Annotated in this window: 26 protein-coding genes; 1 reads left to right on the plus strand and 25 read right to left on the minus strand. The window is 45.1% G+C overall.

All coding sequences use genetic code 11. From position 1 onward, the window contains the following. Positions 1–104: 104 nt before the first annotated feature. From JJQ88_RS10625 to spoIIIAA, 17 genes are all read right to left on the minus strand, one after another. On the minus strand, positions 105–998 hold the full coding sequence (locus JJQ88_RS10625; RefSeq protein ID WP_481748296.1) for a polyprenyl synthetase family protein: 894 nt from the start codon (positions 996–998) through the stop codon (positions 105–107). Between the two features lie 2 nt (positions 999–1000). Beyond that, positions 1001–1234: an exodeoxyribonuclease VII small subunit gene (locus JJQ88_RS10630; RefSeq protein WP_210365871.1), complete on the minus strand. Its 234-nt coding sequence runs from the start codon at positions 1232–1234 to the stop codon at positions 1001–1003. Beyond that, positions 1224–2582, minus strand: coding sequence for an exodeoxyribonuclease VII large subunit (gene xseA / locus JJQ88_RS10635; RefSeq protein ID WP_210365872.1), 1359 nt, complete (start codon positions 2580–2582; stop codon positions 1224–1226). The genes JJQ88_RS10630 and xseA overlap by 11 nt, the downstream gene beginning before the upstream one ends. 199 nt (positions 2583–2781) lie before the next feature. Beyond that, complete coding sequence (folD, locus tag JJQ88_RS10640; protein WP_210365873.1) at positions 2782–3654, minus strand: bifunctional methylenetetrahydrofolate dehydrogenase/methenyltetrahydrofolate cyclohydrolase FolD; 873 nt, start codon at positions 3652–3654, stop codon at positions 2782–2784. Between the two features lie 44 nt (positions 3655–3698). Then, complete coding sequence (gene nusB, locus JJQ88_RS10645) at positions 3699–4091, minus strand: transcription antitermination factor NusB (RefSeq protein ID WP_210365874.1); 393 nt, start codon at positions 4089–4091, stop codon at positions 3699–3701. Positions 4092–4612: 521 nt separating this feature from the next. Next, complete coding sequence (locus JJQ88_RS10650; protein WP_210365875.1) at positions 4613–5023, minus strand: Asp23/Gls24 family envelope stress response protein; 411 nt, start codon at positions 5021–5023, stop codon at positions 4613–4615. A gap of 14 nt (positions 5024–5037) precedes the next feature. Continuing rightward, positions 5038–6393, minus strand: coding sequence for an acetyl-CoA carboxylase biotin carboxylase subunit (gene accC / locus JJQ88_RS10655; RefSeq protein ID WP_210365876.1), 1356 nt, complete (start codon positions 6391–6393; stop codon positions 5038–5040). Between the two features lie 12 nt (positions 6394–6405). Further along, positions 6406–6927, minus strand: a complete 522-nt coding sequence (gene accB, locus JJQ88_RS10660; protein ID WP_210365877.1) for an acetyl-CoA carboxylase biotin carboxyl carrier protein — start codon at positions 6925–6927, stop codon at positions 6406–6408. A 452-nt stretch (positions 6928–7379) separates the two neighbouring features. Further along, positions 7380–7595 carry a hypothetical protein gene (locus tag JJQ88_RS10665; RefSeq protein ID WP_210365878.1) on the minus strand — a complete coding sequence of 72 codons (216 nt, stop codon included), beginning with the start codon at positions 7593–7595 and terminating at the stop codon, positions 7380–7382. A 106-nt stretch (positions 7596–7701) separates the two neighbouring features. Then, complete coding sequence (locus tag JJQ88_RS10670; protein ID WP_210365879.1) at positions 7702–8250, minus strand: SpoIIIAH-like family protein; 549 nt, start codon at positions 8248–8250, stop codon at positions 7702–7704. Between the two features lie 3 nt (positions 8251–8253). Continuing rightward, positions 8254–8919 carry a stage III sporulation protein AG gene (gene spoIIIAG / locus JJQ88_RS10675; RefSeq protein WP_210365880.1) on the minus strand — a complete coding sequence of 222 codons (666 nt, stop codon included), beginning with the start codon at positions 8917–8919 and terminating at the stop codon, positions 8254–8256. Further along, positions 8909–9538 (minus strand): stage III sporulation protein AF, encoded by a 630-nt coding sequence (gene spoIIIAF, locus JJQ88_RS10680; RefSeq protein ID WP_210365881.1) that lies wholly within the window; start codon positions 9536–9538, stop codon positions 8909–8911. The genes spoIIIAG and spoIIIAF overlap by 11 nt, the downstream gene beginning before the upstream one ends. Positions 9539–9548: 10 nt before the next feature. Next, positions 9549–10748: a stage III sporulation protein AE gene (gene spoIIIAE, locus JJQ88_RS10685; RefSeq protein WP_210365882.1), complete on the minus strand. Its 1200-nt coding sequence runs from the start codon at positions 10746–10748 to the stop codon at positions 9549–9551. Positions 10749–10776: 28 nt separating this feature from the next. Then, complete coding sequence (gene spoIIIAD / locus JJQ88_RS10690) at positions 10777–11166, minus strand: stage III sporulation protein AD (protein ID WP_210365978.1); 390 nt, start codon at positions 11164–11166, stop codon at positions 10777–10779. A gap of 15 nt (positions 11167–11181) precedes the next feature. Continuing rightward, positions 11182–11388, minus strand: coding sequence for a stage III sporulation protein AC (gene spoIIIAC, locus JJQ88_RS10695; RefSeq protein WP_210365883.1), 207 nt, complete (start codon positions 11386–11388; stop codon positions 11182–11184). Between the two features lie 19 nt (positions 11389–11407). Beyond that, positions 11408–11923: a stage III sporulation protein SpoIIIAB gene (spoIIIAB, locus tag JJQ88_RS10700; protein ID WP_210365884.1), complete on the minus strand. Its 516-nt coding sequence runs from the start codon at positions 11921–11923 to the stop codon at positions 11408–11410. Beyond that, a complete protein-coding gene (gene spoIIIAA, locus JJQ88_RS10705; protein WP_210365885.1) occupies positions 11924–12847 on the minus strand; it encodes a stage III sporulation protein AA in 924 nt (307 codons plus the stop codon). Positions 12848–13243: 396 nt separating this feature from the next. On the opposite strand from spoIIIAA, the gene JJQ88_RS10710 reads away from it, so the two are divergent. After that, entirely contained in the window at positions 13244–13894 is a 651-nt protein-coding gene (locus JJQ88_RS10710) for an SIMPL domain-containing protein (RefSeq protein WP_210365886.1), read from the plus strand. 370 nt (positions 13895–14264) lie between these two features. On the opposite strand, the gene JJQ88_RS10715 is transcribed toward JJQ88_RS10710, so the two are convergent. The 8 genes from JJQ88_RS10715 to JJQ88_RS10750 are packed head-to-tail and all read right to left on the minus strand — an operon-like array spanning position 14265 to position 20519. Further along, the gene (locus JJQ88_RS10715) at positions 14265–14777 is read right to left on the minus strand and encodes a TlpA family protein disulfide reductase (RefSeq protein ID WP_210365887.1); all 513 of its coding nucleotides are present in this window, start codon (positions 14775–14777) and stop codon (positions 14265–14267) included. Positions 14778–14822: 45 nt separating this feature from the next. Then, positions 14823–14948 carry a CcmD family protein gene (locus JJQ88_RS10720; RefSeq protein ID WP_210365888.1) on the minus strand — a complete coding sequence of 42 codons (126 nt, stop codon included), beginning with the start codon at positions 14946–14948 and terminating at the stop codon, positions 14823–14825. Positions 14949–14960: 12 nt separating this feature from the next. Next, positions 14961–15722: a cytochrome c biogenesis protein gene (locus JJQ88_RS10725; protein WP_246861066.1), complete on the minus strand. Its 762-nt coding sequence runs from the start codon at positions 15720–15722 to the stop codon at positions 14961–14963. A gap of 2 nt (positions 15723–15724) precedes the next feature. Continuing rightward, the gene (locus JJQ88_RS10730; RefSeq protein ID WP_210365889.1) at positions 15725–16405 is read right to left on the minus strand and encodes a heme exporter protein CcmB; all 681 of its coding nucleotides are present in this window, start codon (positions 16403–16405) and stop codon (positions 15725–15727) included. Further along, entirely contained in the window at positions 16402–17106 is a 705-nt protein-coding gene (ccmA, locus tag JJQ88_RS10735) for a heme ABC exporter ATP-binding protein CcmA (RefSeq protein WP_210365890.1), read from the minus strand. The genes JJQ88_RS10730 and ccmA overlap by 4 nt, the downstream gene beginning before the upstream one ends. Positions 17107–17124: 18 nt before the next feature. Beyond that, on the minus strand, positions 17125–18123 hold the full coding sequence (locus JJQ88_RS10740) for an SHOCT domain-containing protein (RefSeq protein WP_210365891.1): 999 nt from the start codon (positions 18121–18123) through the stop codon (positions 17125–17127). Next, positions 18124–18495 carry a hypothetical protein gene (locus JJQ88_RS10745; protein WP_210365892.1) on the minus strand — a complete coding sequence of 124 codons (372 nt, stop codon included), beginning with the start codon at positions 18493–18495 and terminating at the stop codon, positions 18124–18126. 41 nt (positions 18496–18536) lie between these two features. Then, on the minus strand, positions 18537–20519 hold the full coding sequence (locus tag JJQ88_RS10750; protein WP_210365893.1) for a heme lyase CcmF/NrfE family subunit: 1983 nt from the start codon (positions 20517–20519) through the stop codon (positions 18537–18539). Between the last annotated feature and the right edge of the window lie 5 nt (positions 20520–20524).

Below are 20524 nucleotides of genomic sequence, written 5' to 3' on the forward strand. Positions count from 1 at the left end.
TTTCAAGCCAAAGCACAAAATTGTAAGAAAAAAGCCGCCAACACAGTTGTGCTGACAGCAAATTATACCATATAATCACGCCACCCTCAATATTGCTTCCGGTTTTAATGGTCTCTTAATCCAATCAAGTCCGTGATAGCCAACAGCATGTCAGCTTCCAGGCCTGTGTGTGAAACCGACTTTTTAGCCTGATGCAAATGGTCCCGTAGTGCCGCTTTTGCCCCCTCCATGCCGAGGATGGCTGGATATGTTCCTTTATTGTTCCCTTTATCGCTGCCTACAGGTTTCCCGATTACCACTTCACTTCCCTCCACATCAAGAATATCATCCCTGATCTGGAAGGCGAGACCGATATGATAGGCGAATCTTGCAAGGATTTGTTTCTGTTCTTCATTGGCTCCTGCAAGCTCGGCTCCTGCAATGATACTGTATTCTAGCAGCTTTCCAGTCTTATTTATATGGATGTATTCCAGGTCTTCGAGGGGGAGCTGCCTCCCTTCCCCTTCCATATCAGCCACCTGCCCGCCTACCATGCCGGCTGCTCCTGCTGCATTGGACAAACCTTCTATTAAAGACAGCTTAACATCTGCAGGGGCAATCGAGTCAGGAATCCGGGCAAGCATGCCAAAGCTCAATGTTAGGAGGGCATCCCCTGCAAGGATAGCGGTTGCTTCGCCAAATACCTTGTGGTTGGTTGGCTTGCCTCTCCTTAAATCGTCATCATCCATGCTCGGAAGATCATCATGGATCAGAGAATAGGTATGCACCATTTCGATTGCGGCAGCTGCATCCTTGCCAATTTCAGGGTTTTTCCCGAATGCTTCAATCACAGCGAACAATAAAAGCGGCCGGATCCTTTTCCCGCCGGCTTCAAGCGAATATAGCATCGCTTCTGCAAGGTTCCTGGGGGTATCAAGACCGGATACAGCCTCATGGAGCCGCTCTTCGACTAGCCTTTTGTATTTGTTAGTAAACATTTCAAGTGCGCTTTTAGCCAAGACTATTCCTCCTCATTAATGGAGAAGCTTTCAGTCCGTCCATCTTCTGTTATGATCTGCGCCAGCTGGTCTTCAACATTTTTAAGCTTATCATGGCATAGCTTGGAAAGTTCCATCCCTTTTTTATAAATGGAAATCGCTTCTTCGAGAGGAACATCCCCCTCCTCAAGCTTTTCAACGATCATCTCCAGCTGATCCATAGCCTGTTCAAACGTTAGTTTCTGCTCATCTGCCATCCTTTGCACTCTCCTCGGTTTTTGTAACGATACAATGCAGCCTTCCATCTGAAAGCTGTACATAGATTTTACGATTGGTCTGGATTTGTGAAACCTTTTTGATCAGCTTGTCATCTTCAGTATAGACAAGGCTGTATCCCCTATCCATGATTTTTAACGGATTCAACGCATCCATAGTCGCAACTACGGCATTATATTCTTTTTGTTTTTCAGAAAAAATAGAAGTCATCGCTCTGTTCAAAGCCCGATTGAGCATTCCATGCTTTTCAGCAGAGCTCTTTTTCAATTCTTCCGGGTGGCTGCGTTTAAGCCGTTTATCCAAAACAAGCAGGTCTTCGGCTTTGCGTGAATAAAGCTTATCTGCCCCCCGCTTTAAAGCTTCGGTCATTTTGTCAACCTGTTCAAGCTTCTGTTCGTATAGTTTTCTTGGATAACGGAAAGCATACGACTTTATCAGGCGCTGGTAGCGGTCCTGCTGGAAGGCGATTTTTTCCCTCATGGCACGGAGGATCCTGGTTTCACGATTCATCACCCGTTCCATCAATTCCTGTATGTGCGGGACTGCAAGTTCTGCAGCACCTGTTGGAGTCGGCGCCCTTAAATCGGCCACGAAGTCAGCAATGGTAAAGTCTGTCTCATGGCCGACCGCTGAAATGACCGGAATCGCAGACGAAAAAATCGCCCTTGCCACTGCCTCTTCATTGAATGACCATAATTCCTCGATCGAGCCTCCGCCGCGGCCAACAATTAGGACATCGACTTCTCCACGGTCATTCGCATGCTCGATCGCGCGGACAATCGATTCAGCTCCCCGCTCTCCCTGGACTAGAGCCGGAAAAATCATGATTTTCGTAATCGGGTACCTTCTCTTGATCGTCGTCAGGATATCCCTTATCGCAGCACCTGTCGGTGAGGTAATTATCCCTATAGCCCTTGGGAATTTCGGAATTGGTTTTTTATGCTTTGGAGAGAAAAGACCTTCCTGCTCCAGGCTTTTCTTCAATTGTTCATAAGCGACAAACAATTCTCCGACTCCGTCGGTCTTCATTTCCTTTATGTATACCTGATATTGCCCGCTTCCCTCATATACGGTGATATCTCCCCTTACCAGCACTTTCATGCCATTTTCCGGCTTGAATTTTAACGTGCGGTTATAGCTTGAAAACATGATGGCAAGGATCCTTGCCTTTTCATCCTTAAGCGTAAAATACATATGGCCGCTCGAATGCTGTTTGAAGTTCGATATTTCACCTTTAATATAAACACCTTGAAGATGGGGATCCGCATCGAATTTTCTTTTTATGTATTTTGTTAAAGCACTGACGGATAAATAACGCTGCTGTTCCATGTTAAACTCCTTTGCCGAACAATTTGCCTAAGAAATGGGCCAGGCACCTTGACTGGACAAATTTCGAAGTACCAGATATGAATGCTGGTCTTAATAAAAAAACTGCCTATATCCATTATAAATTCAGAATCTCGATTCGTCACCCAGCTTCAGTGGATCCAGAGTTCCAAAATATAAAAAGATATAGACAGCATCTCACTTACCGTGATGAATTTTGAAGCTTATTCAAATGGTTTTTTGCTGACTTCATGGTATTGAACATCAGCATGGCGATTGTCATCGGTCCAACGCCGCCTGGAACAGGGGTAATGTATCCCGCCTTTTCTTTCACTTCTTCAAAAGCAACATCCCCGCACAGCTTCCCTTCCGAGTTCCTGTTCATTCCGACATCGATTACGACAGCACCTGGCTTGATGTGCTCAGCCGTAATCAAATCCGCCTTGCCAACTGCCGCCACAACCACATCCGCCTGCCTGGTTTGCTCTGCTAAATCCTTTGTCCTGGAATGGCAATATGTAACGGTTGCATTTTCATTTAAAAACAACTGGCCGGCAGGCTTTCCGACAATATTGCTTCGGCCAACAACGACCACATGCTTCCCTGAAAGCTCCATCCCTATTTCTTTCATCATCACCATCACTCCAAAAGGGGTGCAAGGCAAGAAAGCATCCTGTCCAGTCATCATCCTGCCAATATTCAATGGATGGAAACCATCAACATCCTTTTCAGGAGAAATCGCTTCAATCAGCTTCTTCTCGTTTATATGATCCGGAAGGGGAAGCTGGACAAGGATTCCATGGATGCTTGGATCCTCGTTCAGTTCGTCAATTTTGGCCAATAGCTCCTTCTCGCTGATCGAGGTCGGATATTCAATCAAAACATTGTGCATCCCCAGCTCTTTGGCTGTCTTTTGCTTATTGTTGACATAGGTTCTGGATGCCTGATTATCTCCTACAAGAATGACGGCAAGACCAGGGACGATCCCCCGTTTTCTCAGCTCTTCAACCTGATGTGTTATTTCGTTCCTTTTCTTTTTGGCAATTTCTTTTCCATCAATGATAACAGCAGCCATACATGTTCCCCCTTAATTGTATAGAAAGATCCAACCTGTCTTATTCATGAAATGCCCTGTTTGACTTTGGACAGGACACCATTTATGAATCGGCTAGATTGGTCATCTCCATATAATTTGGCAATTTCAATCGCTTCATCAAGTACCACATTTGCGGGTACTTCATCCGCACAAAACTTCAGCTCATAAACCGCCAGCCTGAGAAGATTCCTGTCAACAGCAGCTAGCCTGTCAAGTGACCACTTCTCCAAATAACCCTTGATTTCAGCATCGATTTCCTGCAAATGTCCGACTGTTCCATGGACAAGTTTGTCTAAATATTCATCTCCTTGCTCATGTTCCAAGACATGCTCGATTGCATCCGCAGTGTCTGCCTTGCTTATATCAATCTGGAATAAGGCTTGCAATGCCTTTTCCCGTGCTGTTCTTCTTTTCATTTAGTCCTTAGCTCCTTTACGGCTTGTCTGATTCTAACAAAATAATAGCATATCATACTTCTGTACGCATGGTTTCCTATTATTTTTCACTCTTTTGAAAAAGTTAATCAAAACAAGTGAAATATGATTCCACGTGGAGACGTCCAAGGCTTTTCCCGGTAACCTCCGGAGCGAAAGTTGTCAGCATATTGATATCCGCTCTACTCTGCCAAGAAGGACTGATCTCAAAGATCCATTTTGATACCATCATAATCCGTTTTTCTGCAGGAGTTTCTTGGACTTTTTCCAAAGGCAGCGGTATGCTTTGTTGTGGGACTCCTCGCCTGCCTTCTTGCAGGAAGCTTATGCAAGGCCAACTTCCCCAGCTTTCCTTGCAAGATACTGCTCGCCTGGAAGTTTCTATATATAGAAATGCGAAAGCATTTTAGAATAGACCTTTTTACTCAAAAGCGGGTTTGGCATAGTATTGAAAAAAACGCAAAAAAACCAAAGGCATCCAGTTTAATGCCTTTGGCCATGTATTACACTTCCTGTTCGACTTCCATTTCGGGCTTCTGGTTTTCGAATTGGATTCCAACTACGTGGATATTTACTTCCTTAGCCTCCAGCGCCGTCATGTTCATAAGTGCCTGGCGGATGTTATCCTGGATTTCCTGAGCTACTGAAGGAATGGAAACACCAAACTTCATGACACAATAAACGTCAACCTTGATGCCTTCCTCAGCTAATTCTACCTTGACACCTTTGCCGTGATTTTTCTTTCCAAGCCTTTCGACTACGCCAGCCGCAAAGCTGCCGCGCATTTGGGTAACACCCTCCACTTCGGATGCTGCGATACCGGCAATAACCTCGATTACCTCTGGAGCAATCTCCACCTTGCCAAGACCGTTCTCATCATAGCTCATCTCCAGTAAATGCTGATATTCACTCATGGCTTGACCTCCTTTTATCCCTCTGACATGATGTTATACATTTCTAAAAACTTCGTATTGAACTGCCCTTCGACGAATTTTTCATGATTAAGGAGTTTCAGATGGAACGGAATCGTAGTATGGACTCCTTCAACCACAAACTCGCTTAGAGCTCTTTTCATACGGTCAATCGCTTCCTCCCGGCTGTTTCCGTATGTAATGACTTTCGCAATCATTGAATCGTAATAAGGCGGGATCGAATAGCCGGGATATGCCGCTGAGTCTATTCTAACACCAAAACCGCCCGGTGGGAGATACATTTTTATCTTACCAGCTGATGGCATGAAATTTTTAGCAGGATTTTCGGCATTGATCCTGCACTCGATCGCCCAGCCATTAAATTGGACGTCTTCCTGCTTGATGTTAAGTCTCTCGCCTGAAGCGATTTTGATTTGCTCCTTGATTAGATCGACTCCTGTCACCATTTCTGTTACAGGATGTTCAACCTGTATCCTTGTATTCATTTCCATGAAATAAAACTTGCGATTGCGGTAATCGTAAATGAATTCAACTGTTCCGGCACCAGAATAATCAACCGCTTGGGCAGCTTTTACTGCTGCCTCGCCCATTTCTGCCCGGATTTCTCCATCGAGAGCAGGAGAAGGTGTTTCCTCCAGCAGCTTCTGAAGCCTCCTTTGGATCGAGCAATCTCGTTCTCCGAGATGGATTGTATTTCCATAACCGTCTGCAAGCACCTGGATTTCTACATGGCGGAAATCCTCGATGTATTTTTCTATATATACACCTGGATTTCCAAAAGCCGTCATGGCTTCCTGCTGGGTTATATTAATACCCTTGATCAGTTCCTGTTCAGAACGGGCTACACGGATTCCCTTACCTCCCCCGCCTGCAGTCGCCTTAATGATGACCGGATAGCCGATTTCATTCGCCAGCTTGACGGCATCGTCGGTATTCTCGATGATTCCCTGGGAACCAGGCACAATTGGGACATTTGCGAGCTTCATTGTCTCCCGGGCGACATCCTTTGTTCCCATTTTTTGGATTGCTTCCGGCGATGGCCCTACAAATGTGATATTGCATTCCCTGCAAAGCTCCGCGAAATCGGCATTTTCAGCAAGGAAGCCGTACCCAGGATGGATGGCCTCGCAACCAGTCAATTTTGCCACACTGATGATGTTCGTGAAATTCAAATAGCTGTCCTTGGATAACTTTGGTCCAATGCAGTAGGCTTCGTCAGCCAGCTGGACATGCAGCGATTCCCTGTCGGCTTCTGAAAAGACGGCAACGGATTCGACTCCAAGTTCCCTGCAGGCGCGGATAACCCGGACGGCAATTTCTCCCCTGTTGGCTATCAATACTTTTTTTATCATTCTATTCGCTCCTTATTCAGGCTTAACCAGGAATAAAGGCTGGCCGTATTCAACAAGCTGGCCATCCTTTACTAGGATTTCAACGATTTCCCCATTCACTTCGGCCTCGATCTCATTGAACAGTTTCATCGCTTCGACGATGCAGACAACGGAATCTTTGGTAACCTTCGATCCTTGCTTCACATATGGATCAGCATCCGGTGACGAAGATTGATAGAAGGTACCAACCATTGGAGAAACGATTTTATGTAAGTTTGAAGTATCCGGTTGTTCTTCCTGCTTAACTTCTTGTTCAGCGGAGTTTTCTGCCTTCGGTTCCGCTACGGCAGCTTGCTGCACGGCAGGAACTGGCTGAGGAGATGAAGCAACAGATACTGGAGATGGAACCTGTGCTTGCATAAACTCAGCGGCATTCTTTGCACCGCCATTCTTCTTCATTTTAATCTTTGACCCTTCATACTCGTATGAAAATTCATCAATGCTCGATTGATCGACCAGCTTAATCAATTCTCTAATTTCTTGTACTTTTAACATTGTGGGCACCCCTTGTCCATATTAAGAATTAAGACTAGATACTAATACTATACGATAATACTATGTGCAAATTCAATATATCAGAAAGATTCTCATCCTTCTTTCCCATTCTAATATTTTCTGAAAAAAAAGGGAATTCATACGACATGATTCCCAAGATTTTTCTTTGATATCCATATTTTTCACAACCTGAAGGTTCGGGAAATAGTTGGGGTTTCTAACTAGCAGGACCCTGAAGAAAAAATTTCCTGGATGATTCTTCGACCATTGTTTCGGCAGTTCTAGCAACGGTTATAAGAAATGGTGATGATGATTGATCTTGCCGTCCTACGCACGATCATTATGGGTGTCAAGCTTGGCCTATGAGTCTTGAAACGGAGATGGTGAACTTAAAGTTGAATGAAAACAATTTTAAGAGGATCACTGAAATAAAAGAACGTTTTTACGATTTTTCAACTCGGTATCCTTCCAGTTCCATCCGTTTCAGTCAGTTCCTTTTTCGGTAGCCCGTGCAAAGCTGTGTGGATGGCTTCCTCAAGATAAGATAGTTGCCTTTTTTCATCAGTGGGGCGCTTATTTCGGGAATACCTCTTTAAGATCTCTCTTATTTTAATTAGCGCTCGCCGTTTTGGCACTATCGTTCCCGTTCTTCCTTTTCCACCACCCATTTGGGCACCATCCCTCACCGGCCTGGTCACTCAAGAGAACTCGTTCATTTCCATAAAAAAGGGCTGCCAAAGATCATATATGATGACCTTTGAACAGCCTTATTTGTTATTTTACTGGTTCGAATTGGACGGCAACTAGCTGGAAAGCTCCAAGTTCAGTCCTTACCATCTGGATGATTTCATTTGCAGCGGATGCAGAATGTTCTTTCGCCTTTACAGTGATCCGAACCTTTTCACCATCTGCGCGTACCAGGGCATCCTCATAGCCAAGAGAAGTAATCAGGGTTTCAAGTATCGCCTCCTTTTGGGAAATTTCATCAAGCTTATTCATTTTGTCGATTGCAGCGCTCCGTTCCTCTGCAGGCAAATCAGTAGTAGCGGCTAATGTCTGTAGCTCTTCCTTCTGCTTAGTCCTTTGTTCTTCAACCTTCATGCGCAAGGCTTCGAACTTTTCATCGTTCGCAATCCCGGAAATCACTGTTGCTCCATCCTTCGATTGGGTCGTGGACATTTCTTTATTTTCACTCTTCTTTTCTTCTAAGGAAGCTAGATCCGTACCTTTCTGCTGTTCTGGAGATGTAATGTAATATACGGATAAAACGACCACCAGGCTTAACATTGTCAACAACCATACAGTTTGCTTTTTTAGTAACATCTATTAATCCCCCTTTGTTTTTTTTGGCATTACTGCCACTCGATGGTTTGGTACGCCCAAGGACCTTGTGACGGCCTCGATGATCCACCTTTTTATTTGGATATTTTCAGCACCCTTTGCCACTACAAGGACACCTCTTATCTCGGGCTTTTTTGTTTCGAGGACGACTGGCACTTCTTTTTCCCCATTACGGATGATCACAAGCTGCTCATCCTGGGAAGCGTCCTCGACTTTCCTCCTGCCGCCTTCACGGTCCGTTTCGTCTGTTGTCTGAGACTGGATGACCGTGTTTTTTTCAAGCACTTTTTTTTCTGTAGCGTCTACATTGACAAATACATCTACTTCTCCTACACCATTGATACCCTCAAGCATGTCTTTGAGCTGATTCTCGTATGTCTTTTCATACTCAGAGATCAAATCATTTCCATCTGATTTCTTATGGCCGAAAACTGCAGTGTCCTCTTCGGATTCGTCTGTTTTCATGGCTGGCAAAGATCCATTGTCTTGTTTGCTGCCGCCGAGGAGGTTCCCCATCATCATGATGGCAGTACCAAAGAGCAAAACCAGAATAAGGTATTGATATTTCCCGTTTAATTTCTTTTCCGGAGGCCCTTCTTTATTTGCAAGCAGGTTCTTCAGCCAATTAATTGGCCCTTTTTCATTGCCCACTACTTTCCTTCCCCCCCTCTATCACGATTTGAATCGATGTTTCAGGAACATTCCATTTCTCTGACAGAAGAGAAGATATTTGATCTATATTCCTAGAGGTTTGTTTTGATGGAAGGGGCGCATTGGTATCAATTTCTACTTCTCTTACTACTGCCACAGCCTCACCCTCACCCTGGGATTCTCTCAAATACACTTTGAGGGATTGAAGGTTTTCAGGGAAAGTCCGCTGATCCTGTTCATTTACTTTGATTTCGATATCGGCAATTTCCATTCCTTGCTGTTCCATCAACTCCTCCTCCACAGCCGACCTTAATTGGACAGCCATTGTTTCTAAAATATATGCATGCTGGGATGCTTGTATTTCTTTTTTCTTAAATTCTATTGAACTTTTTAACTTTTCCTGGCCATTGTTTCCAATCTGACCAATTGAAGCAATTGCTGTTTCAAAATCTGAAGTGAAAAGTTTCATGACAGGTGTCAGGATGATTGCAATCAAGATCAAACCAGTGACAATTTTGGTGTATTTTTGAAAGCTTGAATTCGGTAGCAGCATATCCAATACGGTCGCAAGGAGGATGAAGACGATGATATTCGTAACCCATTCTTTTATGAATTCCATTTTTCTCCCCCTACCTGACCATCATCGTTAAATTGCCCGCTGCAATGATGACTGTAATGGTAAGAAAAAACATCAATGATACGATCCCAAGTGCTGCGAATACATAGATGATGCTTTTACTGATGACGTCAAGGCAGGTTATGACTGGCCCGCCGCCAAGTGGCTGCAGGATGGCAGCGGAGAATTTATAGATGAATGCCACCATGAGGATTTTTACTGCCGGAAAAGCCGCGATGATCAGCAGAACCGCCACACCCGCTATGCCAACTGTGTTCTTCAGCAAGAGAGATGCGCTGACGACCGTGTCAGCTGCATCTGTGAAAACCCTTCCGATTACGGGCACAAAATTTCCAGTAATGAACTTGGCTGTCTTTATCGTTACACCATCCGTGATTGCAGCAGATGCTCCCTGGACGGAAATGACACCAAGGAACACAGTAAGGAAGATGCCGAGGAGACCAACGCTCCAATTCCGTAGCATAGCAGCGAGCTGAGTTACTTTATAATGTTCCGTAAGGATACTGACAATTCCCAAAAGAGCTGACAGAAACAATAAAGGGAGCACCACATACTGGATGAACAGCCCGCTTGTATTCATCATGAATAGGATGACGGGATGAAAGAACGCCGCCGAAATCACGCCGCCTGATGTCGCCATCAAGGCTAGCAGCAGCGGAATCAGCGCGAGGATGAATTGAATCATCGTCCCAATAGCATCATTCGTATAATCCATAACCACCTTAAAGCTATTGAGGGCGATGATGATCAACACCATGAATACAATCGAGTATGCTACCTTGCTGATGGCACTTTTCTCGAACGAATTCTGCAATGTCTGGAGGAACATGCTGAAAACAGTCAGCAGGATCAACGTTCCAAGAAGCTTGCCATTTGCAATGAATTCGTGGAATGCAAACCGGATGATGCCATTCAGCCATTCCTTCATTGATAACTTCTTTTCTCCGCTGATAAAGTCATATAAACTGCCCTTTTGGCTTTCTGGCAAAAAACCATTATATTTATCAAGAATGTCTTCCCAGAATCCCTTCAAATCCTCAATATCAAGTGTTTCAAGCTGGGATTTGGCGATTTGGCCGGGATTTGCAATCTGATTCGCTTCATCATTTCCCCCGGCAGCTTGTACTCCATGAGCGCTCGAATAAAACAGGATGAGGACGGTGCAGAAAATGAACTTCAACCATTGCTCCATATTTTCACCTCGTATTAACAAGTCTTGGTCAGCCGGGAATCAGCCTGATGATTGTTTCAATCATGACAGTCAGGATTGGAATCGCCATTGCCAGAATCAGGATCTTCCCACCTAATTCAATCTTTGAAGCGATTGCCCCCTGGCCTGCGTCTTTCGTGATTTGTGCTGCAAACTCCGCAATATAGGCAATGCCGATGATTTTCAGGATGGTCTCTACGTATACAATATTGACTCGCGCGTTGGCTGCAAGCTTCTGGATCATAAAAATAATCTGATAGATTTGATCGACCAGGAATAGAAAGATGGCTGATCCGGTAAAAACAATCAGCAAGAAAGCAAATGTTGGTTTTTGTTCCTTCACAATCAAAGCGAGAAAGGTGGCGATCAGGGCAACACCTGTTATTTGCAGGATTTCAATGACATACCCCCTCCTTTATCCCTGGAATAGGAATACAGATTTGATCTTTTGAAAAAGGTCGTCAACAATCGACGCTACCATGAACAGGATGTATATGAATCCGATCAATGTCACCCATTGGGCATATTCCTTCTTTCCAACTTGATCGAGAATCGTATGCAAAAACGCCACAATGATGCCAACACCCGCTATTTTAAAAATGATATCCACTTCCAGGCCCATCTTCTTCTCCTCCTAAACGCTACATCAATAAGATGATTAGTAATAAGCCAGATAGAAATCCGATGCTTTTGACCATTTTTTCGTATTTCATCTGTTTTTCGAATGCATCTGTTTCTTCTCTTTCCAGATGGGAAATCGTGAGCAGAATCTGCTTTTGCTGTGAATGCCTGTCATGTCTACCGAGAGTTTCGCCAAACTGTTTCATGATTTCGAACTCCCCCTGCTTGAAGGCCGTGAATTTCCATACTTCTGACAAGCTCTCTTCCCAAGCTGTTTTTACGGTCGTTTCCGATTCAGTCAGTTTTTTTGAAAAAGCTTCGAAAAACCAGGACAATGGCCTCGAGAGCTGGGCCGCTAGTTTTCTCGAGGCCTCATGCAGCGGAGTGTGGCCATACATGATTTCAGCTTCAAGTGACTGCAGCGCTGACTTCAACAGCCTGAGCTGTCTGGGACGTTCACTTAAATGCCTTGATGCCTCAAAACCTGTCCACGTAGTCGCCAGGATGATCAACACAGCACCGATCATTTTCACCATTTAGGTCACCATCACTTTCGGCTGGATTCCAGCGCCGTTTGCATCTCGGATGCATTTCACCTTCCCGGGACCTGCCAACCTTGAAAGTTCTATATATCTATCAAAAATACCCATCTCTATAATCGGCTTCAAAATCGGACGCTTCCTGACTTCTTCCAACGATTCACCATGAGTGGTCATCATTAACTTAATGCCAGCGTTCACAGCTTCGAGAATCGCTTCCCCATCTTCACGGCGGCCGATTTCATCGACTAGGAGGACATCGGGGCTCATCGACCGGATCATCATCATCATTCCTTCAGCCTTTGGGCAGGAGTCAAGTATATCGACCCTTGGGCCAAAGGTCAGCTGAGGAATGCCTTTCACACATCCAGCTATCTCCGATCTTTCATCGACGATTCCCGCCTTTTGTGGAGGAACCTTCTGACTGCATGTCCCTCCTGAGATGATCCTTGCGATATCTCTGAGAAGGGTTGTCTTCCCTGTCTGCGGGGGACCGATGATCATCGTGTGCTTCCATCCATTCCGATATAAAAAAGGGACAAGCGGATCGGCAATCCCGATTTTTTCCCTGGCGATCCTGAAGTTAAAGGATGAAACGTCCCTGATTGCCTTTACTGCCCCATTTTCCAGGATCACCTTGCCTGCTAATCCTACCCTATGGCCACCGGCAATCGTGATATATCCGCGTTTCAGTTCTTCTTCGAGGGTGTACATGGAAAAATGTCCAAGCTTGTTCAAAAGCTGGACAGCATCCTCAGGCTGGACGATGTACGGCAAAAATTCTGGATTCCCCCTGACCATGATTTCCAACGGCCGGCTGATCCGGATCCGTACTTCTTCCATCCCGTTTTGAATAGCGGGAGGTACCGTCTCAAGGTTTTCGGCAATCCGTTTCGGCAAAAAAGACAAGATTTGCTCCATGAATGTTCCCCCCCTATCAAGCACTTACTAAATATGTATGCCTGCTTGGCCACTTTATGACCGGGTGAAACGTGAACAAAATATTAAGCTACTCTCGTAAACGGGCAACTTCTACCGTTCCCAATAAAACGGCCCGCTCTCCGCTGAGAGTTCGGTAAGCCTCCCCCAACACACCGTAACTTTCGGATCAGCCCTATCCCGCTGATTTTGCCGGACACTGTTCATCCTTCTCTAAGCTGATCGAGGGAAATGTAGCGCTAATTTCAAAGAGGCTCACACCTTTCGTTATCCTCCAACATTTTTCAATAAAACAACAATCTTTTCGAAAAGAGCCAAATAATCCGAATACGGTCATAGATATAGATAGACGGATCATTATTTATGGGGGGATTAATCATGGATACAGAAACGAATACTGGAAGGGAAGGCGCCATGAAAATCACTGTGACAGGAGAAGGGACAGCTGTGGCCATTCCAGACATGGCGACTGCGATAGTCGGAGTGCGGACAGAAAAGGGAGTCCTTCAGGAAGCACAGCTGGACAATGCGAAAATAGCCAACGATATGATTGCTTCCCTGCTTAGGCTCGGGTTAATGAAAGAAGACTTGAAAACGGCTGATTACAGGATTGATCCGATTTATAGTTATGAGGGCGGTAAGCAGGAATTCCAGGGGTATCGGGTAACCAACCTTTTTTCAATCACAATCCGGAACGTCGGGAATTTGGGGAGAGTCATTGACACGGCAGTGAGAAGCGGCGTCAATGAAGTCATGAATATTCAGTTCGCGGCTTCAGATCAAAAAGCCTATTATCAACATGCTCTATCACTTGCTGTTATGGATTCCGATAGAAAAGCCAGGACAATTGCAGCAACCATCGGAAAAGCGAATCAACTTTATCCATTGTCCATGACGGAAGAAAATCGGATGGCAGTTCCTGTTCCCAGGCTTACTGCTTCGTTTGAAGGAAGCGCTGGCAGCACACCAATCGAACCGGGGAAACTCGAAATTAATGCTGCGGTTACTGCCATATATATTGTCAAATAACGAATGCGCATGCGCTTTAACAAGAAGGAAATGAACGAATGACTGTCCTTTGGTGATACTATCATCAGCCCGTCCAAGGGCAAGTCCACCAAGCTTATGCATGTCGCCGAGGATGCCGTTCCACTCCAAAGCTGCTGACCCGAGTCTGCATCAAAGCCTATTTGAGTTTTCCTGGCAAACGAAGGAGCAAGCTTACCCCTGAGCACCAAACCGGCTTGCTCCCCGGGCTCATTGCTATCGACTCCTGCACGCGAAAAACGAAACTGAAAACGGTGGTTGATGGCATTGGAACAGGACATGTATCCAGGTGAAACAAACATACTGTCCAATTCGGCACAAAAAGCCGGGCTTATCGCACCGGCTTTATAAATCAATTGTATTTAGCTGCCATTTGATATAATTCATTCTTTGTAACGGGCCCCTTATAATGTTCCCGGATAATCCCGTTCTTGTCGATCACAAAAGTCTCTGGCTGGCCGATCACCCCATATTTCTTCGCTACATCCTGTTTGTAATCGAATAAATATTGCGATGTGGTCTTATGTTGGTTGATGAACTTCCTTACCCTGTCTTTTGTTTCCCCTAAGTCGATGATCAAAAGTTTGAAATCACCGCCGTATTCCTGTTCGAAAGCTTCAAGCTCCGGTGCTTCATCAACACATGGCCCGCACCATGTCGCAAAATAGTTGAGGATGGTTACCTGTCCGGCATATTGAGAAAGCTTGACCTCTTCCCCGTCCAGGCTTTCCAATTCAAAATCATAAGCCTTCTCACCGATCCCGGCGGCCGTTTCCCCTTTGTTCAGGCTCAGGGCAAAGTAAGTAAAGGCACCGATGACGAGGAGCAAAATCCCCATTTTTATATATTTACTCTTACTGGCCATTGGTATTTCCTCCTGGCTCATTGCAGTAATGTGGTGCAATATCTTCTATTGATCAAATTGCTTTAGAAATTCAATCTCTTTTAACAGCTTCGCATGTCTCTTTCCAAGGACCAAAATGTAGGCAAACATGATGATCCAAACCAGGGAATAAGCTGCCATCAAATACCCCATTTGAACTCCCTCCTATCTTTCAAGTTTCTCCCTTACCTTTTCTTTATACTGGCTGACTGTAAGCTTCATCTTTTCAAGCTCCACCCCTTTGCGCAGCAAAAAGGCAGAGAAAACCGCCATGGCGAGAATCGTAACCAGCAGAGTTATAAGCATTTCAGGCGCGATTCCACCGCCATTCTGGCCAGGACCATCGCCGAAGACGATCGGATGGAATTTCGATTGCCACCACCTGATCGAGAAAAAGACAATTGGAACATCGACAAAGCCAATGATCCCAAAGACCGCTGCAAGCCTGGCTTTCTTTTCCCATATTCCATCCATTTGCCTGATCATGATATAAGCTAAATAAATGAACCAGAGGATCAATGTGGTGGTAAGTCTTGGCTCCCACGCCCACCATGTATTCCAGGAGGATTTGGCCCAGATTGGCCCGGTTGCCAATACGATCGTTGTCAGGACGACGCCGACTTCAGCGGAAACAAAGGCATAGATATCGTAAATTCGCTTCCGCTTCATTAAAAACAGGATACTGAATATAAACACAACCAGGAAGGCCAGGAATGCACTTGATGCGGATGCCACATGGATATAAAAGATTTTCTGGACTATTCCCATTGTTTTTTCAACCGGTGACCAGATAAAAATTAAATAAAATGAAATGAGAAGCAATCCCATAGAAACGCCGAGCAGGATTCTGTCCATGCCCTGCTTTTTGCCGGTTTGCTGGACGGACAGCGATTGCGCCATTTCGTTCCGTACTGCACTCGCTTTCATCTTCACACCTCCAATACATAGTCAATAAGCAGGAAACATAATACAAAAAAGATGACATCATAAGCTGCGATCAATTGAATCCAGGATATCGCACTCGCCATTTTTTCCATGTTGGACATGATGATTTTTGTAGCCTGAACAGCTCCAATCAGAATAGGGCTTGTGATCGGGAATAAAAGAAGCGGCAGAAGCATTTCACTGCTCTTCGAATTTGATGCCAGCGCGGCAAGGAATGTTCCAATGCTGATAAAGCCAAAACTTCCGATGAGCAGGACAAGAATGAAATGCAGAATGCTGCCAATTGAATGGAAATCGAACAACAGGAGCAAGAAAGGAATGGAAATGATCTCAACTACCATAATCATCACCATATTCGCCATCAGCTTCCCAAGATAGATACTGCTCGGCTCCAGCGGTAAAATCAGCAGCCCTTGCATCGTGTCATTTTTTTGCTCCGATACAAAGGATCGGTTCAGTCCAAGGATTCCAGCGAAGATGATAATGACCCAGATGATTCCAGGGATGACTGCCTTCGTCGTATTTACAGATGGATCGAATGCAAAGCTGAAGACAAGGATAACGAGTCCTGCAAAAATCACCATTGTCCCTAAGACCTGCCGGGTTTTCAGTTCGGAATACAAATCCTTCCTGGCGATGAGCATGGCAGTCTTAAAATAATTCATGACACCGCCTCCGTCAATTTCAAATACAGTTCAGTCAAAATATCCTCGTTTTTTTGCATAAGCGTAAAATCCTCGGCAACCTTTCCTTGCTTGATTATGACCGCCCTGTCACAAATTTCAGCCGCCTGCTTCATATCATGTGTGACCATCAAAGTTGTTGTCCCTTTTTCTTTCATTGATTGAATCACTTCATTGAGGGTGGCAATCGCCCCCTGATCAAGTCCCGTATGGGGCTCATCAAGCAACAGGAGTTCTGGATTATGGATGATGGCCCTGGCAATGGCTACTCTTTGGATCATCCCCCTCGAAAAATTCTTTACTGGCTCGTTCTGAAAATACGACAGTCCTACCTGGCCAATAAGCTCGGCTGCCCGTTTGCGGGGATCCGGAATACCATAAGCCGCACCATAAAATACCAGGTTCTCAAGCGGGGAATACTGATCATACAATAAACTTGAGTGCGGCAGATAACCGAGCAGCTTCTTGATTTCATGCACGTGCCGTTTCCATTCGAGGCCATTGATTTCCACTGACCCAGTTGTCGGCTTCATCAATGTCGCTATCACTTTCAGGATTGTGCTCTTACCAGCGCCGTTTGGACCGAGAATTGCAACCGTCTCTCCTTTTTTGATGCTTAAATCGATTCCCCGGAGGATCAGTTTATCATCTGCCTGTTTTGTCAGTCCTTTGATTTCAATCATCCACAGCCCTCCTTCCTGTTATTCTACGAATGTACGTAAGCTGAGCTTCACCTGGACAAGGTGTTCCTTGTAGGCAGCTAACTTTGCCTGGTATTCTTCTTCCTTCACCTCACCTCTAGAATACCTGTCTTCCAATTCCAAAATTCGATCCATGATAGCCGTTTGCCTCGCTAACAACTGTTTGAATAATTGTTCTTCTTTGTCTCCATCGATGGCTTGGTCCTTCTGCCTCGCTTTCCATTTGAAATAAGAATAATAGCCAATGCCGGCAGCAAGGATCGTTCCAAGGACAATCATCAGGATATGGGGATTGAACTTTTTCAATGGAGATTGGTACCATAGACGCACATGTCCCGGGTTATGGAATTCAGGCGATTTCCTTGTGACATTTTCTGTGCTTGCCTGATCTGAAGTTGTTGCTGCCTCTGCTTCTGTATCGGCTTCTTCAGGAACAGGCTGGTTCGTTTTATCATGGACTAGCTTTATTTCCTGTCCCGCCTTGACTCCCTCGACATTATATAGCCAGAAGTTTTTTCCTTCGAACTGCATCAAGCCTGCGTTGCTGCTCTTGGCACCTTCGATCACAAGGCTTCCTTCCCCTTCTGGAATCAATACCTGCATAACCTGGATAGGATAATCCAGCGTTATATTCACCGGTACACCCTCAGGCATCATGTAAGTGAACGGGACGATCTGTGTTTCTTTTGGAGGGATTGGTTTTTCCGTAGCAAAGCCCTTCCCAGTAGCCTTGGCTCCGAGGGTTTCATCCTGTACCGCGAGATTCATTGCCCCTGGCGGAAGGAGGATTTCAAGTACGGTTTCCCCTTCGCCAGCTCCTTTATACTCTTCATCCCCAGCATTCGTATAATTCACCATATGTTTGACCTGGATGTTCCCCTCATCCGAAGGGTCAATGACAATGTAATGCATGTCAACAGTCAAATTGTCTGCCATTGCCTGTGCGATTCCCACTGGGAGAATAGCAATGAAAAGGAGGAGCATGATTGTTCTTTTCATTCAACTCCCACCCTTTTCTTCTTTATGCTGTTGCATTGCCTGCTGAATCTCTCTTTCCACTTCCGCAAGCAAATCTTCATCGATTTTCGCCTTTTCTGGCTCCGCTTCATTTTTCATTACAGCTGCTACCTGCGCTTCATATTGTTTCTTCAATGCTATATAATCCTTTGTCGATAACTTTTCCATTTTGTACTCGAACTCTAATTCATTCAACGTTGTCAAGAGCACTTCTTTTTCACTGGGAGCATAATTGCTGTGCGATTTTACTGTCAACAAGGAATTCCATTGAAAAATCGGCGCTAAAACAAGGAACAGGCACCCAAGAGCCAATACAGCAGTAACTAGCATTGAAATGACTGAAATTTCCTCCATACTGTTCACATCCTATAAAACTTATTTCAAGCCTTTGCATTCTAGGCGACCTCTCTGGCTGCTCCTGTATATTTAGGTGTGATGCTCTGATACCGGCCATTCCAGACAGCAAACATGGAACCAATGACAAGCAAGATTGAGCCAGCCCAGATCCAGTTCATCATCGGGTTCACTTTCACGATGAAGGTAGCTGTTCCGTCCTCTTCCCAGGTACTGAGGACAATGTACAAGTCTTCGGCAATTGAGCTGATCAGCGCAACTTCAGATGATGGCTCCTCCCAATTCCCGTAAAAAACTTTTTCAGGATGGTAAATGCCAAGTTTTTTGCCATCCTTGAATACCGTCATATTGGCAAAAACGATATCATTGATTCCCTCTGTCCTTTGGTCCAGACCTTCATAGGTAATCCTGTAATCTTTTATATCGATGGATTCCCCAAGTTTAAGAGTTTTCATTGTTTCAGTATCATAGTTTTGTGATCCTATGATCCCCATCGCTATGAAGGCAATCCCGATATGGACAATATAGCCTCCATACCTCCGGCGGTTTTTCACCATGAGTCTGTATAAGGCAAGCAGGGGCATTTCTCCAGTCATTTTCCGCCTTGCCCTCACCCCTCTGTAAAACTCCAGATAATGAGTGATGAATAAAAATACAATGACCCCGTATCCGATGACAGCCCAGGCTTTTTGCATACCCAGCACTACCATCAATGTCATGCCGACTATACTCAGGAATGCAGGAAGCAGGAAATTCTTCTGCAGATTTTTCATGGAAGATTTCTGCCATGCAAGCAAAGGGCAGACAGCCATCACAAACATCATCGATAACAATATTGGCGCTTCCACTTTATTGAAAAAAGGGATTCCGACCGTCACTTTCGTTCCCCGGACCGCTTCGGAGACGAGGGGGAAAATCGTGCCCCAAAAAACGGCAAATGCTGCACCTACGAGCAGGAGATTATTGATCAAGAAACTGGACTCTTTTGAGATGAAAGACTGAAATTGCCCCGCACTCTGTTTGATCAAGTTATAGCGGCTCATGACGACATACAATGCCCCGATGACAGCCACTCCCATGAAAATCAGGAAGTACATGCCAAGGTTCGAATCTGCGAATGCGTGGACAGAAGTAAGCACGCCGCTTCTTACAAGGAAAGTTCCGAAAAGGGTAAGCGCATAGGAAATCACGATCAAACTGATGTTCCAGACCTTAAGCATGTTCTTGCGTTCCTGAATCATGACGGAATGCAGGAAAGCCGTTGTGGTCAGCCAGGGCATGAACGACGCGTTTTCAACCGGATCCCAGGCCCAATAACCGCCCCAGCCAAGCTCAACATACGCCCACTGCCCTCCAAGGATGTTACCGAGACTCAGGAACAGCCAGGCGACAATTGTCCATCTTCTTGTCATCTTGATCCAGTAATCATCCATGTTTTTCAGGATCAAGGCTGCCATCGCGAAAGCAAATGGCACTGCCAGCCCGACATATCCCAGGTATAATGTAACCGGGTGAACGATCATACCTGGATTCTGCAGCATTGGATTCAGGCCCCTGCCTTCAGCAGGAATTTGGTCGAGCAAGACGAACGGCTTTGCCACGAAGCCAAGGATGAAGAAAAAGAAAATGGTATTTGCAAGCAGGATGGCGGAAATATAAGGAACCATCGGATTGCCCTTCATTTTCCTAGAAAAAGCGACCATCGCAGTGTACATAGTCAAAAAGAATGTCCATAAGAGCAGAGAGCCCGAGTTGCCAGCCCAAAGGGCGCTCAACTTATATAGCAGAGGCAGCTCACTGCTTGTATAGTCCCGTACATATTCATATTGGAACTGTGAAGTTGCCAGCAGATAAAGCATGATTCCAGTTGCGATCACGGTACAGATAAAAACCGCCAGAACCCCTGCTTTTCCGCTATCTACCAGGTTTTGCTTTTTCTTATAAATGCCGACTATGATGATGAGCATCGAATAGATCGCTAATATCAACCCGATATAAATTGAAGCGTTGCCGACTAAATACATTTCGT

This window comes from Bacillus sp. REN3 (genome assembly GCF_017912555.1).
Lineage (GTDB): Bacteria > Bacillota > Bacilli > Bacillales > Cytobacillaceae > Mesobacillus.

Bases quoted from the DNA above. Each gene is read 5' to 3' on its own strand.
- JJQ88_RS10720 (WP_210365888.1), bottom strand. From the start codon at position 14,948: ATGGGGTATTTGATGGCAGCTTATTCCCTGGTTTGGATCATCATGTTT.
- JJQ88_RS10665 (WP_210365878.1), bottom strand. From the start codon at position 7,595: ATGGGTGGTGGAAAAGGAAGAACGGGAACGATAGTGCCAAAACGGCGA.
- JJQ88_RS10630 (WP_210365871.1), bottom strand. From the start codon at position 1,234: ATGGCAGATGAGCAGAAACTAACGTTTGAACAGGCTATGGATCAGCTG.
- spoIIIAB (WP_210365884.1), bottom strand. From the start codon at position 11,923: ATGGTGAAAATGATCGGTGCTGTGTTGATCATCCTGGCGACTACGTGG.
- accB (WP_210365877.1), bottom strand. From the start codon at position 6,927: ATGTTAAAAGTACAAGAAATTAGAGAATTGATTAAGCTGGTCGATCAA.
- folD (WP_210365873.1), bottom strand. From the start codon at position 3,654: ATGGCTGCTGTTATCATTGATGGAAAAGAAATTGCCAAAAAGAAAAGG.
- JJQ88_RS10740 (WP_210365891.1), bottom strand. From the start codon at position 18,123: ATGAAAAGAACAATCATGCTCCTCCTTTTCATTGCTATTCTCCCAGTG.
- JJQ88_RS10745 (WP_210365892.1), bottom strand. From the start codon at position 18,495: ATGGAGGAAATTTCAGTCATTTCAATGCTAGTTACTGCTGTATTGGCT.
- JJQ88_RS10710 (WP_210365886.1), top strand. From the start codon at position 13,244: ATGGATACAGAAACGAATACTGGAAGGGAAGGCGCCATGAAAATCACT.
- spoIIIAC (WP_210365883.1), bottom strand. From the start codon at position 11,388: ATGGGCCTGGAAGTGGATATCATTTTTAAAATAGCGGGTGTTGGCATC.
- JJQ88_RS10730 (WP_210365889.1), bottom strand. From the start codon at position 16,405: ATGAATTATTTTAAGACTGCCATGCTCATCGCCAGGAAGGATTTGTAT.
- xseA (WP_210365872.1), bottom strand. From the start codon at position 2,582: ATGGAACAGCAGCGTTATTTATCCGTCAGTGCTTTAACAAAATACATA.
- spoIIIAE (WP_210365882.1), bottom strand. From the start codon at position 10,748: ATGGAGCAATGGTTGAAGTTCATTTTCTGCACCGTCCTCATCCTGTTT.
- accC (WP_210365876.1), bottom strand. From the start codon at position 6,393: ATGATAAAAAAAGTATTGATAGCCAACAGGGGAGAAATTGCCGTCCGG.
- JJQ88_RS10715 (WP_210365887.1), bottom strand. From the start codon at position 14,777: ATGGCCAGTAAGAGTAAATATATAAAAATGGGGATTTTGCTCCTCGTC.
- spoIIIAF (WP_210365881.1), bottom strand. From the start codon at position 9,538: ATGGAATTCATAAAAGAATGGGTTACGAATATCATCGTCTTCATCCTC.
- JJQ88_RS10725 (WP_246861066.1), bottom strand. From the start codon at position 15,722: ATGAAAGCGAGTGCAGTACGGAACGAAATGGCGCAATCGCTGTCCGTC.
- JJQ88_RS10650 (WP_210365875.1), bottom strand. From the start codon at position 5,023: ATGAGTGAATATCAGCATTTACTGGAGATGAGCTATGATGAGAACGGT.
- ccmA (WP_210365890.1), bottom strand. From the start codon at position 17,106: ATGATTGAAATCAAAGGACTGACAAAACAGGCAGATGATAAACTGATC.
- spoIIIAA (WP_210365885.1), bottom strand. From the start codon at position 12,847: ATGGAGCAAATCTTGTCTTTTTTGCCGAAACGGATTGCCGAAAACCTT.
- JJQ88_RS10670 (WP_210365879.1), bottom strand. From the start codon at position 8,250: ATGTTACTAAAAAAGCAAACTGTATGGTTGTTGACAATGTTAAGCCTG.
- JJQ88_RS10750 (WP_210365893.1), bottom strand. From the start codon at position 20,519: ATGTATTTAGTCGGCAACGCTTCAATTTATATCGGGTTGATATTAGCG.
- nusB (WP_210365874.1), bottom strand. From the start codon at position 4,091: ATGAAAAGAAGAACAGCACGGGAAAAGGCATTGCAAGCCTTATTCCAG.